This window comes from Actinoplanes sp. NPDC049598 (assembly GCF_040675435.1).
Lineage (GTDB): Bacteria > Actinomycetota > Actinomycetes > Mycobacteriales > Micromonosporaceae > Actinoplanes.
Window position 1 is genome coordinate 32,791 of the sequence record NZ_JBFAOX010000019.1, and the last position, 15,001, is coordinate 47,791.

At 73.1% G+C, this 15,001-nt stretch carries 13 protein-coding genes; 4 read left to right on the forward strand and 9 right to left on the reverse strand.

Features of this window, described 5'->3' with window-relative positions; all coding sequences use genetic code 11:
• Positions 1-119 precede the first annotated feature (119 nt).
• Entirely contained in the window at positions 120-3,500 is a 3,381-nt protein-coding gene (locus tag AB0J66_RS34455) for a S8 family peptidase (RefSeq protein WP_364669819.1), read from the forward strand.
• Between the two features lie 142 nt (positions 3,501-3,642).
• Positions 3,643-3,942 carry a hypothetical protein gene (locus tag AB0J66_RS34460; RefSeq protein ID WP_364669822.1) on the forward strand — a complete coding sequence of 100 codons (300 nt, stop codon included), beginning with the start codon at positions 3,643-3,645 and terminating at the stop codon, positions 3,940-3,942.
• A 133-nt stretch (positions 3,943-4,075) separates the two neighbouring features.
• Here AB0J66_RS34460 and AB0J66_RS34465 read toward each other — a convergent pair whose 3' ends face one another.
• The 9 genes from AB0J66_RS34465 to AB0J66_RS34505 form a co-directional block, all read right to left on the reverse strand.
• A complete protein-coding gene (locus tag AB0J66_RS34465) occupies positions 4,076-4,801 on the reverse strand; it encodes a hypothetical protein (RefSeq protein ID WP_364669825.1) in 726 nt (241 codons plus the stop codon).
• A 27-nt stretch (positions 4,802-4,828) separates the two neighbouring features.
• On the reverse strand, positions 4,829-5,998 hold the full coding sequence (locus AB0J66_RS34470) for a cytochrome P450 (RefSeq protein ID WP_364669828.1): 1,170 nt from the start codon (positions 5,996-5,998) through the stop codon (positions 4,829-4,831).
• A gap of 97 nt (positions 5,999-6,095) precedes the next feature.
• Positions 6,096-7,628: an aldehyde dehydrogenase (NADP(+)) gene (locus AB0J66_RS34475; RefSeq protein ID WP_364669830.1), complete on the reverse strand. Its 1,533-nt coding sequence runs from the start codon at positions 7,626-7,628 to the stop codon at positions 6,096-6,098.
• 7 nt (positions 7,629-7,635) lie between these two features.
• Positions 7,636-8,637 (reverse strand): proline racemase family protein, encoded by a 1,002-nt coding sequence (locus AB0J66_RS34480; RefSeq protein WP_364669832.1) that lies wholly within the window; start codon positions 8,635-8,637, stop codon positions 7,636-7,638.
• A 1-nt stretch (position 8,638) separates the two neighbouring features.
• Positions 8,639-9,550 carry a dihydrodipicolinate synthase family protein gene (locus AB0J66_RS34485; RefSeq protein ID WP_364669834.1) on the reverse strand — a complete coding sequence of 304 codons (912 nt, stop codon included), beginning with the start codon at positions 9,548-9,550 and terminating at the stop codon, positions 8,639-8,641.
• Positions 9,547-10,938, reverse strand: a complete 1,392-nt coding sequence (locus AB0J66_RS34490) for an NAD(P)/FAD-dependent oxidoreductase (RefSeq protein WP_364669837.1) — start codon at positions 10,936-10,938, stop codon at positions 9,547-9,549. Before AB0J66_RS34490 ends, AB0J66_RS34485 begins: the two co-directional genes overlap by 4 nt.
• Positions 10,931-11,239, reverse strand: coding sequence for a (2Fe-2S)-binding protein (locus AB0J66_RS34495; protein ID WP_364669840.1), 309 nt, complete (start codon positions 11,237-11,239; stop codon positions 10,931-10,933). The genes AB0J66_RS34490 and AB0J66_RS34495 overlap by 8 nt, the downstream gene beginning before the upstream one ends.
• Before the next feature lie 12 nt (positions 11,240-11,251).
• Complete coding sequence (locus AB0J66_RS34500) at positions 11,252-12,403, reverse strand: FAD-dependent oxidoreductase (protein ID WP_364669842.1); 1,152 nt, start codon at positions 12,401-12,403, stop codon at positions 11,252-11,254.
• Entirely contained in the window at positions 12,400-13,065 is a 666-nt protein-coding gene (locus AB0J66_RS34505; RefSeq protein WP_364669845.1) for a GntR family transcriptional regulator, read from the reverse strand. The genes AB0J66_RS34500 and AB0J66_RS34505 overlap by 4 nt, the downstream gene beginning before the upstream one ends.
• Positions 13,066-13,106: 41 nt before the next feature.
• Between AB0J66_RS34505 and AB0J66_RS34510 the strand changes: the two genes are divergently transcribed.
• Both AB0J66_RS34510 and AB0J66_RS34515 read left to right on the forward strand, forming a co-directional pair.
• On the forward strand, positions 13,107-13,988 hold the full coding sequence (locus tag AB0J66_RS34510; RefSeq protein WP_364669848.1) for an ornithine cyclodeaminase family protein: 882 nt from the start codon (positions 13,107-13,109) through the stop codon (positions 13,986-13,988).
• Entirely contained in the window at positions 13,985-14,845 is an 861-nt protein-coding gene (locus tag AB0J66_RS34515) for an LLM class flavin-dependent oxidoreductase (RefSeq protein WP_364669850.1), read from the forward strand. Before AB0J66_RS34510 ends, AB0J66_RS34515 begins: the two co-directional genes overlap by 4 nt.
• Positions 14,846-15,001 lie beyond the last annotated feature (156 nt).

Consider the following 15,001-nt stretch of genomic DNA (forward strand, 5'->3'; position numbering starts at 1 on the left):
ATTGCGGGATTGTTAAACTGGATTACAGTTTCGTCACTTTGGTGGCTGTCGATGGAAAAGATCGAGATCGGTGGGTGCACGATCACCGCCACATCGATCGTCTTTCATCGAGGAGCCTCATGCTCAGAAGGACCCGCCGCACCCTGGCCGCCGCGCTGATCGCCGCCGGCCTGGGCGCTGTCCCGGCCACCCCGGGGCTGGCTGCTCCCACCACCGACTCCGCCGCCGGCGCTCTCACCGTCACCCTGCTCACCGGGGACGTCGTCACCGTGAACCCGGCCATCCCGGGCTGCGGCGGCGTCCGGGTCCGGCCGGCCGGCCGGCACGGCGCGATCCTGCGCCGCTGCGACCCGGACGGCCACGTCCACATCGTCCCGTCGAGCGTGGCCGGGCAGATCGGCACGCTCTACGACGAGGACCTGTTCGACGTCACCACACTGATCGCGAACGGCTACGACGACGCCCGCTCGCCCGACCTCCCGGTCATCATCAAGCCCGCGGGCAACGCCAAACTCACCGGCCGGCCCCTGCCCAGCATCGGCGCGGTCGCCACCCGCCTCCCCAAGCAAAGCCTCGCCGGGCAAAGCTCCGCATCGCAGCCGAGCAACGCCTCCGGCCCGGGTCCTTCCTCCCGGCGAAGCGGGGCCGCGGTCCCGTCCGACTCCGCCACCCCGCAGCCGGGCGCTTCCGGGCAAGACGCCGCGTCGAAGCCGGGCGCATCTCAGCAAGGTGTCGCTTCCCCGTCGGGTGTCGTCGGGCACGGCAACGCCTCTCAGCCGGGCCTCGCGGCGGTGGGTGGGGCCGCGAAGATCTGGCTGGATCATCGGGTGCGGGCCACGCCGATTGCCGGATCGGGCCGGCTGGACACCAACCTCACCCAGATTGCGGCCGACCAAGCCTGGCGGGCGGGTTACACCGGGCGCGGGGTGAAGCTGGCCGTGCTCGACACCGGGGCTGACTTCACCCATCCCGATCTGGTGGGGCGGGTGGCCGAGAAGGCCGACTTCGTCACCGAGGGCGGGGACGCGGTTGACGGCAACGGTCATGGCACGCATGTGGCGACCACCGCGGCGGGTAGCGGGAAAGCGTCCGGCGGGGCCCGGCGTGGTGTCGCCCCGGACGCGCAGCTGCTGATCGGCAAGGTGCTCGACGACGGTGGCTACGGCTCCGACTCGCAGGTCATCGCGGGTATGGAGTGGGCCGCGGCCCGGGCCGACGTGGTCAGCATGAGTCTCGGTGACTCCAGCGCGGGGGAGGACGGCCCGCTGACCCAGGCGGTCGACGAGCTCACCGCGGCGACCGGGGCGCTGTTCGTCGTCGCGGCCGGCAACGCCGGGCCGGGTCCGGGCACGGTGGCCTCGCCGGGCACCGCGGCGGCGGCGCTGACCGTGGGCGCGGTCGACAGCCGGGACCGGATCGCCGGCTTCTCCAGCCGGGGTCCGCTCGCCGAGGCGCACACGGCCAAGCCGGAGGTGACCGCGCCGGGCGTGGACATCGTGGCCGGCCGGGCCGAGGGCACGACGCTGGGCGCGCCGATCGACGCCGACTACGTGTCGCTGTCGGGGACTTCGATGGCCACTCCGCACGTGGCGGGTGAGGTCGCTCTGGTCAAGCAGCGCCATCCGGACTGGTCCGCCGACCGGCTCAAGGCCGCCGTCATCGGCTCGGCCGACCCGTTGCCGGGCGTCGACACCTACACCGGTGGCGCGGGGCGGGTCAACGCCGCGCGGGCGCTCGGACCGGTCGTCAGCGAGCAGCCGGTCATCGCGCTCGGCGCCGACGGCATCGAGGCCAAGCTTTCGTGGTCCGGACCGGTGAAGCGGTGGGACGTGACCACGTACGACCGGTCCGGTCGGGCGGTGGCCGGTCGTCCGGTGACCCTGTCCGGAACGAGACTTCGGCTCGACCGGGCGGCGCTCAAGAGGACCGGCTTCTACTCGGCGGTCGTCACGGTGAACGGCGGGGCGGCCCGGACGGTCGTGACCTTCGAGATCCCGGCGCCGCGTCACACGCTGACCGTGCGGACCAGGCCGATGCCGGACGCCTACCCGGGCGGCACCACCGTCGTCGTGGTCAACCTCGTCAACGAGGACGACCCGGCGGTCAAGGCGGTCGGCGCGTCCGGTGAGCCCGGTGGCACGGTGACGTTCGGTGACGTTCCGGCCGGGCGGTACGCGATGGAGACGATGTACTTCAGCAACGATGCCACGTACGACAACCAGCGCGTCGCGTACCTCTCGGAGGAAGTCAGCGTGACCGGCGATCTCAGCCGGACCGTCGACCCGGCCACGGCCAAGCTCGCCGACGCCGCAGTGGACGGTGTGCGGACCCGGACCGACGAGGCCGCCGTCTCGGTCTTCCGGACGTCGGCCAACGGCATCGCCTGGGGCAGCCAGCTCTCGGTGTACGGCCCCGACCCGGTGCGCCTGTCGATCGGCACGATCGGCCGGCCCGCGACGGGCAGCCAGCGCCTCTACACCTCGTACAGCCTGGTTGATCCCGACCGGAGGTCGCACTTCGACCTGATCAGCGCGCACCCGAAGGGCATGCCGGCCGGCGAGAGCCTGCGGGTGTCCCGGGCGGGCCTGGCCCGCATCGACCAGCGGGCCGACGTGATGACGTTCCCGTACGAGGTGGTGCCGACCATGCGCCGCTACGGCTACACGCCGGACGGCGAATACCTGTCGCACAGCTTCGGCGAGCTGCGGCCGGAGGGGCGCACCGACTACGTCACGCCGGGCTATCTGTGGCAGGACGAGGGACGGTTCAGCCAGCTCGGCCAGGAAAGGCTGGTGTCGTACGCCGCGGGAAGCCGAACCGAGAAGCACTGGGGCCGCCAGCCGGTGCACGCGGACTGGTTCGACGACCCGGCCGTGGGCGAATGGGGCTGCGCGACGGCGCCGGCGCGTACCTCCGGGACCCTGCACCTGGACATGACCACCCAGACCGAGCGGCACGATCGCGCGGACTGCCTGGCTGCCGGGTCGATCCTGTTCACCCGCTCGATGTCGTTGTACCGCAACGGCGAGCTGGTCGGCACGACGGCCGAGTCGCGCGCCGACTTCGACGTGCCGCGGGAGCGGGCCGGCTACCGGCTGAAGTTCGATGTGGACATGAGCCGCATCCAGTCCGTCTCGACGAAAACCAGCACGACGTGGGGTTTCCGGTCGACCGGGCCGACGGGCCTGAACACCGTGGCGCTGCCGTTGCTGGCTGTCGACTACGACCTGGCCCTCGACCATTTCAACCACGCGACGGGCCGGCCGGCGACCTTCACCGTGCGACAGTCGCGCACGCTGAAGCCGCAGCGCATCACGTCGTTCACCGTTCGCACCTCGGTTGACGACGGTGTCACCTGGCGGCCGGTGCCGGTCCGCGGCTTCCAGGCCACCCTGCCGCCCCCGCCCGCCGGCGGCTTCCTCTCCCTGCGGGTCACGGCCACCGGCGACGGTGGCAGCTCGATCGATCAAACCATCATGCGGGCGTACGCTTCCCGCTGAGCCACCGCGGCGGCGAGGGGGCGCCCTCTCGCCGCCGCTTCTCGGCTCTCCAGCGACCGTGACCGGATCGAGTACCGCTTCCCAGGCTGACTCTGTCGGCCAGGTGGCGGCGGCGCTCGGCCGGCGCCGTCACCATGGGCGGATGACTGACCTGGCCCCTCTCATCGACCGCGTCTCCGAGGCGGCCCGCTGCCTGATCCGCGGGGACGCGCGCGGCTACATGGATCTGCTTCCGCACGCCGAGGATTACACCCTGATGTCGCCGTACGGAGGGGAGGTCGACCACGATTCCGTCCTGACCGACGAGGTGGTGGCGAGCATCGCCGACTGGTTCCGCGGCGGCGAGGTGGAGACCGAGGTCGTGGCCGCCCACCAGTCGGACGGCCTGGCTGTGCTGGTCGTGGTCGAGCGGCAGCACGGCATCGTCGGCGGGCTGCCCTGACAGGAGTGGTCGCTGCGGGTGACGCTGGTCTTCCGCCGCTCCGGCGATCGGTGGCTTCTGCTGCACCGGCACGCCGACGCCCTGACCCACCGCATCGACCATGACACGCTGGCCCGGCTGGCCCGGGGCGACCTCAAGCCGGGTTCTGGGCCAGATAGCGAAGACCGCGCTTGAGATAAGCCCGCGGGTTGGTGTCCAGGTAGCTCGCCCACGTCGGCGCCGGTTCGCCCCGCAGCCAGGCGTAGCGGGCCAGCGCGTACCCGAACATCGGCTCGGTCAGATAGCCCAGCCGGGAGGTGCGGTAGCCCGTCTCGTGCCGGTTGAACTCGAACGCCGCGTTGGCCGCGAAGATCCCGAGCCCGTAGAACACGGTCAGCAGGTCGGTCAGCGGTTCGTGGTCCTCGCGCTCCGGATCGATCCGCAGCCCGTCGTTGAGCAGGATCGCATGACCGAGCTCATGCGCGATCGTGGCCACCAGGGCCATCGGCTCGGCCGCCTTGTCGTCGCGGATCCCGATGACCGAGCGCCCGCCGCGGATCCGGTGGTGTCCCGCCGCCACCTGCCACTGCCGATTCAACGGCACGTACGCGGCCAGGCCGTCGTCCTCGTCATCGGCATCATGCTCGAGGTCGATCCGTCCGGGATCCACCCCCATGTGCGCACACAACCGCCGGAACACCGCGCGGATGTCGTCCCGGCTACCTCGGTAGACCCCCGGGAAGAACTCATCCGTCGGCAGCACCACCGCCCCGAGCAGCCGGGCCCGCCCGAACTCGCCCACCATCCAGTCGAGCGACGTCTCGATCCACTCCCGCTCCACCGCCCGTACCGGGCTCTCCACCCGCCCCCACCACCGCATCCCCCGATTGTGCGGCGGCCGCTCAAGTCACCCCGCGGGCCGGACGGGCAGGCGCTGCAGGCCGCGGAGCAGGAGGCCCGGTCGCCACTCGGGCTGGACGTCCGGCGCCAGCCGCAGGCCGGGGAAGCGTTCGGCCAAGCGGGTGAAGGCGACCATGCCCTCCAGCCGGGCCAGCGGCGCGCCGAGGCAGTAGTGGATGCCGTGCCCGAACGCGAGATGCGGGTTGTTCTCCCGGTCGAGCCGCATCTCGTCGGGGGCGTCGAAGCGGTCGTCCCGGTTGGCCGCCAGCAGCCCGACCACCACCTGGTCCCCGGCCGCCACCGGCCGGCCGCCGATCGTCAGGTCGGTGACCGCGATCCGGAAGGTGGCCGTCTCCACCGGCGCCTCGAACCGGAGCATCTCCTCGATCGCCGCGGGCAGCAGCGACGGGCCGGCGACCAGCCGCTCCCACCGTTCCGGCCGGCTGAGCAGCAGCCAGGCCCCGTTCCCGATCAGGTTGACCGTCGTCTCGTGGCCGGCGATGAGGAGCAGGAAGACCATGGAGGTCAGCTCGTCCTCGGTGAGCCGGTCCTGATCGTCGCGGACCTCGAGCAGCGCCGCCAGCAGATCGTCGCCACTCTGCCGGCGCCGCTTGACGAGCAATTCCCGGATGTACGCGATCAGCGCCATCACGGCACCGCGATGGTCGACCCCCGGCTGGGGCCCGGCGACGATGATGTTGGTCCAGGTCCGGAAGTCGTCCCGGTCCTCGCCGGGGACGCCGAGCAGCTCGCAGATGACCTGGATCGGCAGCGGGAACGCGAACGCGTCGATCAGATCGATCTCGTCCCGGCCGGAACGGGCCACGTCGTCCAGCAGCCCCGCGGTGATCTCCTCGATCCGGGGCCGCAGCGCCTCCACCCGCCGCGCGGTGAAGGCGGCCGACACGAGCCGGCGCAGCCGCGTGTGGTCGGGCGGATCGGCCGACAGCATGTGCCGGCTGACCGCGGGCAGCCCGACCACCGGGTACTGCTTGGAGAGCCGGGGATCGCTGAGCGCCCGCTTGGCGTCCTCGTAGCGGGTCACCAGCCAGGCCCGGCTCCCGTTCGGAAGCGTCACCAGGTGCACCGGATCGGTCCGCCGCAGCGCCGCGTAGAACGGATGCGGATCGGCGTGGAACGCCGGGTCGCCGAGATCGAGCTGAGCATCCTGCGTCATGAGATCCCCTCCACGCCATCCATGGCCGTGAATGAGCCTACCGGCTGAGCCGGAGCCTTCCGGCCCGATCGCGGCGGGCGATCGGGCCGGGAATCGCTCAGATCTCGCCCCAGCGGGCCGACTCGCCGGCCGGGGAGCGGTGCTGCGGGACGTTCCACGGGTTGTCGTCGCGCAGCGGCTCGGGAAGCAGCTCCGGTGGGCAGTCCTGGTAGGTGACCGGTCGCAGGAAGCGGTCGATCGCCGCGGTGCCGACCGAGGTGGTGGTGGGGTTGGTGGTGGCCGGCCAGGGGCCGCCGTGCTGCTGGGCGGGGGTCACCGCGACACCGGTGGGCCAGCCGTTGAACAGCAGCCGGCCCGACCGGTCGCTCAGCACGGCGACCAGGTCGCGCAGCCAGGGCGACGCTTCACCGGCGCCGATGTGGACACCGGCCGCGAGGGAGCCCTCGACCAGGTCGGCCAGCCGGGCGGCGAGCGCGCTGTCCGGGTCGTAGCGCACGACCAGCGACAGCGGCCCGAAAGCCTCGTCCAGCAAGGTGTCCCGATGCGCAAGCAGCGTCTCCAGGTCCGTTTCGACCAGCGTCGGCGAGGCGTCCAGCCCGTCCACGTCACCGGCCACGACGACGGTGACACCGGGCGTCCCGAGCACCTCGTCCCGCCGCCGGCCGTAGCCGTCGGCGATTCCCGCGTGCAGCAGCCGGTGCGGCCCAGCAGCCTCGAACGCCCCGGCCGCCAGACCGGCGAAGTCGCTGGAGAGCGAGGCCGAGGGGGAGGTGGGATCCGAGGCGGTGGGTGAGGCGGGCGCCGAGGCGGTGGGTGAGGCGGGGGGCGGGACGGGGGCCGGGACGAAGAGCAGGCCGGGCTTGGTGCAGAGCTGCCCGGCGGAGGCGGTGACGCTGGTGGCGAAGCCGGCGGCGATCTGCCCGGCCCGCTCGGCGAGAGCGGCCGGGGTCACCACGACCGGGTTGATGCTGCCCAGCTCGCCGTAGAACGGGATCGGATGCTCCCGCTCGGCCGCGATGCGGGCCAGCGCGCGGCCCCCGGCCACCGACCCGGTGAACGACGCCGCGGTGATGCGCGGGTCGCGCAGCGCGGCCACCCCCTCCTCCTGCCCGTGGATCACGGTCAGGGCGTCGGCCGGCAGCCCGGCCGACGCGAGGGCGGCCCGGGCGATCTCGGCCGTACGGTCGGAGAGCTTCGGGTGACCGGGGTGCGCCTTGACCACGACCGGGCAGCCCGCGGCCAGGGCCGATGCCGTGTCCCCGCCGAGCACCGAGAAGGCGAACGGGAAGTTGCTGGCCGCGAAGTTGAGCACGGGACCGAGCGGCACCCGGTAGCGGCGCAGGTCCGGGCGCGGCCCCAGGACGAAATCAGGGTCGGCGTCGTCGATGCGTACATCCAGGAACTCACCCGCCGCCGCGACCGAGGCGAAGAGCCGGAGTTGCACGGTGGTCCGTTTGAGCTCGCCGCGCAGCCGGCCCTCGGCCAGGCCCGTCTCGGCCTGCGCGACGGGGACGAGCTCGTCGGCCGCGGCGTCGAGCGCGTCCGCGACGGCGACCAGGGCCCGGGCCCGGTCGCGCGGGGAGAAGGCGTCGAAGCCGGACGAGGCGGCGGCGCCGATTGCGTCAGTCATGGGAACCTCAGAACGCGAAGCCGGTGGGATAGGGGTCGGACGGGTCGAGCATGTACTGGCCGATGCCGGTGACCCAGGCCCGCCCGGTGATGGCCGGGATGACCGCGGGGCGGCCGTCGACGGTGGTCTCGCCGATCAGGCGGCCGGTGAAGCGGCTGCCGATGAACGACTCGTTGACGAAATCCTGCCCGAGCGCCAGCTCGCCGCGCGCCCACAGCTCGGCCATCCGGGCCGACGTGCCCGTGCCGCAGGGGGAGCGGTCGAACCAGCCGGGGTAGATGGCCATGGCGTGCCGGGAGTGCTGGGCGGTGGAACCGGGCGCGATGAACTCTACGTGGTGGCAGTGGTCGACCCCGGCGATCGACGGGTGCCGGGGCGGGTCCTGTTCGTTGATGGCGCTCATGATGGCCAGCCCGGCGTCGAGGATGTCGCGCTGACGGGCCCGGTCGAACGGCAGCCCGACCGCCGTCAGGTCGACCATCGCGTAGAAGTTGCCGCCGAAGGCCAGGCTGTACGGCACGGTGCCGAGCCCGGGCACGTCGATGCTCACGTCGAGCCGGTCGCAGTAGGCCGGCACGTTCTCCAGCGTCACCGCGTCCGCGTGCCCGTCGCTCACCTGGACGTTGGCCACGACCAGCCCGGCCGGGGTGTCGAGCCGGATCGTGGTGACCGGCTCGGTGACCGGCACCATGCCCGTCTCGACCAGCACCGTGGCCACGCCGATGGTGCCGTGCCCGCACATCGGCAGGCAGCCGGACACCTCGATGTAGACGACGCCGAAGTCGGCGTCGGGCCGGGTCGGTGGCTGCAGGATCGCGCCGCTCATGGCCGCGTGCCCGCGCGGCTCGTTCATCAGCAGCTGCCGGAGGCCGTCCATGTGCTCGATGAAGTGCAGCCGGCGCTCGTTCATGGTGGCGCCCGGGATGGTGCCGACGCCGCCGGTGACGACCCGCGTCGGCATGCCCTCGGTGTGCGAGTCGACCGCGGTGAACAGCCTGGACGACCGCATGTCAGACCGCCAGGCCCGCGACGGCCTCGACCGCCCGCTTGGTCTCGGCCTCGATCTGGGCGCGGTGCTCCGGGGTGAGCGCGCCGCGCGGCGGGCGGCACGGGCCGCCGTACCGGCCGACGATGTCCATGCTCAGCTTGATGGCCTGGACGAACTCGGTGCGCGAGTCCCAGCGGAACAGCGCGACGAGCTTCTCGTAGAGCGCGCGGGCCTCGGCCACCTGGCCGTCGAGCATCAGGTCGTAGATGCGCACCGACTCGGCCGGGAAGACGTTGGGGAAGCCGGCGAACCAGCCCACCGCGCCGTCGACCATGAGCTCGAAGAGCACGTCGTCGGCCCCGGCGACCACGTCGATGTCGCACTTCTCGCGGATCTCGAAGAGCCGCCGCACGTCGCCGCTGAACTCCTTGACCGCCTTGACCTGCGGGATCTGCGCGATCTCGGCGACCAGCGAGGGGACCAGGTCGACCTTGGTGTCGTACGGGTTGTTGTAGATCATCATCGGCAGGCCGGCCTCGGCGATGTGCGTGTAGTGCTCGACCACCTGGGTCTGGCTCGCGCGGTACATGGTCGGGGGCAGCGCCAGCACGCCGTCGGCGCCGTCCTCGGCCGCCAGCTCGGCCCAGTGCTTGGCCTGGTGCCAGCCCGGCCCGTGCACGCCGGCCACGACCACGCCGCGCCCGCCGACGGCCTCGACCGCGACCTGGACCACCTGGCGGCGCTCGGCGTCGGTCAGCGACGAGTACTCGCCGAGCGAGCCGTTGGGCCCGACTCCGTGGCAGCCGTTGCTGATCAGCCAGTCGCAGTGCTCGGCGAACTTGTCGTAGTCGACCGCGAGCCCGGCCGGGGCCGAGGGGTCCTCGCGGTAGGGGAGGGCGGTGGCGACGATGACGCCGCGCAGGGTCTCGGTCATGGGGTGTCTCCTTCCGGGCGGGCCAGTTCACCGAGGCGAACCAGCCCGGCGAGGGGGCGGGTGGCGGTGCGGCCCGGGTCGAGCAGGCCGCCGGTCGTACGGTCGAGAAGGTCTTCGACGCTGCGCCCGCAGACCCGGCCCTGGCAGATGCCGAGCCCGGCCCGGGTGCTCAGTTTCAGCGAGCGCAGCCCGCGCGAGCCGGTGGCCGTGGCGACGTCCCGCAGCTCGCCGGCGGTCACCTCTTCGCAGCGGCAGATCAGGGTGTCGTCGGCCGGCCAGGTCGTCCAGCCCGGGCGGATGCCGTGCCCGGCGCTCAGGCGGGCGGCGAAGCGCTGGTACGTCAGGACTTCACGGCGCTGGGCGGCGGTCGGGGTGCCCCCGGCGGCCACCGTGCCCGCGAGCGCGCCCTCGGCCAGCGCGAGGTCGGCGCCGCCGATGCCGGTGATCTCGCCGGCCGCGAGGACGCCGGGGATGCTCGTGCGGCAGTTGCTGTCGACGACGACGGCACCGTCCGGCCCGGTCTGACAGCCGGCGGCCACGGCCAGCTCGGCGCGGGGAACGAAGCCGTGGCTGACGCAGACGGCGTCCACGGCGACCTTTTCTTCGGTTCCGGGGACGGGGGCCCACTGCGCATCGAGGCGGGCGACGGTCACCGCATCGACCCGGTCGTCGCCGTGGGCGGCGATCACGCCGGTCGCCACGCGGTACGGGATGCGGTGCCGGGCGAGGTCCCGGACGTAACCGGCGAGCTCGCCGGCTTTGTGCGTGGCCCCGAGGAGCTGGAGAGGGTGGGCCGTCCAGGCGCGGCCGAGCCGGCCCCAGCCGCCGGCCTCCAGCACCCCGGCCACCCGGGCGCCCGTGCGGACCAGGCTGGACGCGACCGGCAGCAGGAACGGCCCCGCGCCGGCCACCAGCACGCGCCGGCCGACCGCCACCCGCTCGGCCTTGGCCAGGGCCTGGGCGGCGCCCGCGGTGAAGACCCCGGGCAGGTCCCAGCCGGGGAAGGGCAGGGTCCGCTCGTACGCCCCGGTGGCCAGGATCAGCGCGCCGGGATCGAAGGTGCGGCGGACGCGGCCGGCGCCGTCGGCCGGGCCGATGAGAACGTGGACGGTGGGCGGCCGGTCGTCGTGGCGCTCGGCCAGCCAGACCTGGGCCCCGGTCACGATCTCGACGCCGGTCAGCTCCCGGCGCAGGGCGGTGAACCGCTCCCAGCCGTGGTGCAGCACCTGCTCGCGGGCGGCCGGCTGCCGGTCGGGGAGATGACGCCAGTACTGCCCGCCGGTCTGCTCGGCCGCGTCGAGCACGACGACCCGGGCGCCGGCGCGGCGGGCGGCCACGGCGGCGGCCAGACCGGCCGGCCCGGCCCCGATGATCAGGACCTCAGTCATGGGTGGTCACCTCGTCTCCGTCGGCGGCGCGGCGCTGGCACGCCCGTACGTCCCGCAGGCCGTTGACCGTGACCAGGCAGTCGAAGCAGACGCCGATGCCGCAGAAGACGCCCCGGGGGCGGCCCTGCCGGGCGGTGGTGCGCCAGCTCGAACGGCCCGCGGCCATCAGCACGCCGGCAATGGTCTGCCCGGCCACCCCCGTCAGGGGAACGCCGTCGACCACGATCGCGACCTCGGCCGCGGCACCCGGCTCGACGGGGTCGTCGGCGGGGCTGATGCGGGAGGGTCCGGTCGCCGTCATGCCAGTAGTATGTCACACACTACTGAGCAGATGCGAGGCCAGAGTGGGCCGTTCCACGGCGAACGGCGAGGCCGGCACCCGCGTCGGGCGCCCCAGCAACAGGTCGGCGAGCAGCTCGGCGGTCGCGGCCGACAGCACGATGCCCGCGCCCTCGTGACCGGTCGCGTGCCACAGCCCGGAAAGGCGCGGGTCCGCCCCGATCACCGGCAGGTGGTCCGGAACGTACGGCCGGAAGCCCCCATAGGCCCGCATGACCGCCACGTCGGCCAGGAACGGAAAGAGCACCATCGCCTTCGCGGCCAGCGCGGACAGCACCCGGGCCTCGATCCGCCCGTCGAACCCGCGCCGCTCCCGCGAGGAGCCGATCAGCACGGTGCCCGAGGCCGTCGACTCGACCACGCTTGACGTCTGCAGGGCGGCGTCGCTCGACCCGACCGCGCCCACATAATCGGCGTCGTACACCTTATGGCGGATGCGCTGCGGCATGCGGGTGGTGACCAGGATCGTGCCGCGCCGCGGCCGCACCGGCAGGGCCACCCCCAGGCGGGACGCCACCTCGCCGGACCACGGCCCGGCGGCGACCACGACATGGTCTGCGTGCAGGTCGCCGGCAGTCGTGCGAACCCCGGTGAGCCGGTCACCCGCACGCAGGGCGGAAAGCACCTCCACGCCCTGCCGTACGACCGCACCTCGCCGGCGAGCGGCGGCGAGCAGGGCCTCGGTGGCGATCGCGGGCTGCACCTGCGCGTCCTGCGGGTAGTGGACGGCGGCCGTGTAGTCGCGGGTCAGATCGGGCTCCAGCTCGTGCGGGTCGACCTCGTCGGCGATCACCCCCGCGCCGCGCTGACCGGCCGCGAAGGCGCGCAGCCGCTCGGCCCCCGCAGCGGTGGTGGCGACGACCAGGCCGCCCTTGGCCTCGTACTCGATGCTGGGGAAGCCCGGCACCTCGTCCTTCATCGACTCCCACAGGGTCAGCGAGCGCTGGGCCAGCACCAGCTCGTCGCCCGGGCCCTTGTCGGAGACCAGCAGGTTGCCCTCGCCCGCGGCCGACGTGCCGCCCGCCGACGCGGCCCGGTCGAGCACGGTCACCGCGACGCCCGCGCCGGCCAGCTCGCGGGCCACCGCGGCGCCGACGATGCCCGCGCCGACGACGACCACCCTCATCGCGAGCCCTCGGGACGCCCGCTCCACCAGCCGGTGACGTGGCCGATGTGCACCCGCATCAGGCCCTCGGCGGCGGCCCCCTCGCCGGCCACCAGCAGGTCGAGCAGCGTGTGGTGCTCGGCCGAGGATCGGGCCAGCTCGGAGGTGCCGAGCATGGTGGTCAAGCCGACCAGCCGGGTCTGCTGCCGCAGGTCGCCGACCAGGGTGACCAGCCGGTCGTTGCCGGTCAGGCCGAGCAGGCGCAGGTGGAAGGCGGTGTCGGCGATCAGGTAGGTCTGCAGGTCGGAGGCGGCCGCGCTGGTCACGATGTCCTCGGCCTCGGCCCGGAGCTGGACCAGCGCGTCGCCGTCGAGCTTGCCCGCGAGCAGCCGCATGGGTGGCGCCTCGAGCCACTGGCGGATCTGCACGATCTGCTCGAGCTCCTGCTCGCTGACCTCGGTGACCCGGAAGCCCTTGTTGCGGGCGATCTCCACGAAGCCGCGTTTCTCCAGGTTGAGCAGCGCCTCCCGCACGGGGGTGGCGGAGACGTCGAAGCGCGCGGCCAGCGTGGGCGCGGTCAGCATGGTGCCCGGTGGGAACTCGCCGGAGACGATGGCGGCCGACACCGCCTCCTCCACGGACTGGCGGTAGCTGCCGGCTGTGCGCAGCGGTCCGATCGTCATGCCGTTGCCCTCCCTCAGTGGTGTGTGACATAGTACAGGCCATGTTCAGCGCGGACCAGGTGCACTCGCTCGGATTTCCCGAGGCCGTCAAGGCCCTGCGAGCCGCTCTCGCCGCCGGCCTCGACCCCGAGCACGAGCCGCCGCGCATGCCTTTTGACACCGGCAACGGCGAGATCCTCGTGATGCCGTCCGCCGACGGCAAGACCGCCGGCGTCAAGCTCGTCTCCATCGCCCCCGGCAACCCCGCACGCGGCCTGCCCCGCATCCACGGTGTCTACGTGCTTTTCGACGCCGAGACGCTCGTGCCGCGCGCGGTCCTCGACGGCGCTGCGCTCACCGCTCTGCGTACCCCCGCGGTCTCGGCCCTGGGCGTCGGCCTGGTCGCTCCGCCGACCGCCCGCCACTTGGTCGTCTTCGGCACGGGCCCGCAGGCCCGCGGTCACGTCGAGGCGCTGCGGGCAATCCGACCCATCGAGGCGGTACGGGTCGTCGGCCGCGACCCGGCCCGCACGGCCGCGTTCGCCGACAGCCTCGGCGCGGAGGTCGCTGATGTCTCCGCGGTCGACGGCGCCGACCTGGTCGTCTGCTGCACCACGGCCCGTGAGCCGCTCTTCCCCGGCACGTTGCTCGGCCCGGAGGCGGTCGTGGTCGCGGTCGGCTCACACGAACCCGGCGCCCGCGAGGTCGACGCCGAGACTGTGAAGCGGTGCGGCGTGCTGGTGGAGTCGCGCGCCAGCGCCCTGCGCGAGGCCGGCGACGTCATCCAGGCCCTCGACGCCGGCGCGATCACGGCCGACGCGCTGGTCACCTTGGCCGACCTGATCCGGGGTTCGTCCCCCGCCCGGCCCAGGCTGATCAAAACTGTGGGGATGGGCTGGGAGGACCTAGTGATCGCCACCGCTGTCGTGGAGGCCGCCGCATGAGACTGTCCGCTCTCGTGCTGCCGGACCGGCACCCCACCAGCACCTTCCTGGCCGAAGTGAGCGAGGCCGAGCAGTTCGGCGTGCACACCGTCTGGACGTACGACCATCTGACCTGGCCCCTGCTGGCCGGCAACCCCTGGTACGGCTGCGTTCCGCTGCTCGCCGCCGCGGCCGTGACGACCGATCGCGTACGTCTCGGCTGCCAGGTCGCCACGCCCAACTACCGCCACCCGGTGCCGTTCGCCAAGGAGCTCATGACCCTCGACCAGCTCAGCGGCGGCCGCATCGACGTCGGCCTGGGCGCCGGCGCCGAGGGCCCCGACGCGCAGGTCCTCGGCGACCCGCCCCGCACCCCGCGCGAGCGCATGGACCGCTTCGCCGAATGGATCGGCCTGCTCGACACGCTGCTGCGCGAGCCGGTCACCACGGTCCACGGCGAGCGCTACTCGGCCGTCGACGCCCACCAGCTGCCCGGCTGCGTGCAGACCCCGCGCATGCCCTTCACCGTGGCCGGCACCGGCCCGCGCTCGCTCAAGCTGGCCGCCCGCCACGGCCGGTCCTGGATCACCTACGGCCCGTACGGCCCGGCCGTCGAACCCGGCGAATGGTTCGCCGCCCTGGAGAAGCAGACACGGCAGCTGGACGCCGCCCTGGCCGAAGGCCAGTCGATGACCCGCATCGCTCAGTTCGCCGTCACGGTGACGTGGCCCTTCGAGAGCAAGGACCGCTACCAGGACACCGCCGGCCGGCTCCGCGCCCTGGGCTTCGACGAGATCAGCATCCACTGGCCCCGCCCCGACGGCCTGGGCGTGCCTCGCGCGGCCCTGGACTTCATCGCCGAGGCTCACGGCTTGTAAGGGACCTCAACGCCCGGTCGAGCGTGCTGAAGACGGTGTCCGAGCCGCCCTCCCAGGCGGGGACGGGGTCGGGCTGGCCGGGACGGGCGGGCCAGCCGTCCAGGCGGTCGGCGACCATCAGGTCGACCGTGCCGAGACGAAGCTGAGCGTGGATCA

What these genes read in the sequence shown, in the direction of transcription:
- AB0J66_RS34510 (WP_364669848.1), top strand. Translation starts at nt 13,107, where the DNA reads ATGTTCAGCGCGGACCAGGTGCACTCGCTCGGATTTCCCGAGGCCGTC.
- AB0J66_RS34490 (WP_364669837.1), bottom strand. Translation starts at nt 10,938, where the DNA reads ATGACTGAGGTCCTGATCATCGGGGCCGGGCCGGCCGGTCTGGCCGCC.
- AB0J66_RS34475 (WP_364669830.1), bottom strand. Translation starts at nt 7,628, where the DNA reads ATGACTGACGCAATCGGCGCCGCCGCCTCGTCCGGCTTCGACGCCTTC.
- AB0J66_RS34515 (WP_364669850.1), top strand. Translation starts at nt 13,985, where the DNA reads ATGAGACTGTCCGCTCTCGTGCTGCCGGACCGGCACCCCACCAGCACC.
- AB0J66_RS34465 (WP_364669825.1), bottom strand. Translation starts at nt 4,801, where the DNA reads ATGCGGTGGTGGGGGCGGGTGGAGAGCCCGGTACGGGCGGTGGAGCGG.
- AB0J66_RS34500 (WP_364669842.1), bottom strand. Translation starts at nt 12,403, where the DNA reads ATGAGGGTGGTCGTCGTCGGCGCGGGCATCGTCGGCGCCGCGGTGGCC.
- AB0J66_RS34485 (WP_364669834.1), bottom strand. Translation starts at nt 9,550, where the DNA reads ATGACCGAGACCCTGCGCGGCGTCATCGTCGCCACCGCCCTCCCCTAC.
- AB0J66_RS34455 (WP_364669819.1), top strand. Translation starts at nt 120, where the DNA reads ATGCTCAGAAGGACCCGCCGCACCCTGGCCGCCGCGCTGATCGCCGCC.
- AB0J66_RS34470 (WP_364669828.1), bottom strand. Translation starts at nt 5,998, where the DNA reads ATGACGCAGGATGCTCAGCTCGATCTCGGCGACCCGGCGTTCCACGCC.
- AB0J66_RS34460 (WP_364669822.1), top strand. Translation starts at nt 3,643, where the DNA reads ATGACTGACCTGGCCCCTCTCATCGACCGCGTCTCCGAGGCGGCCCGC.
- AB0J66_RS34505 (WP_364669845.1), bottom strand. Translation starts at nt 13,065, where the DNA reads ATGACGATCGGACCGCTGCGCACAGCCGGCAGCTACCGCCAGTCCGTG.
- AB0J66_RS34480 (WP_364669832.1), bottom strand. Translation starts at nt 8,637, where the DNA reads ATGCGGTCGTCCAGGCTGTTCACCGCGGTCGACTCGCACACCGAGGGC.
- AB0J66_RS34495 (WP_364669840.1), bottom strand. Translation starts at nt 11,239, where the DNA reads ATGACGGCGACCGGACCCTCCCGCATCAGCCCCGCCGACGACCCCGTC.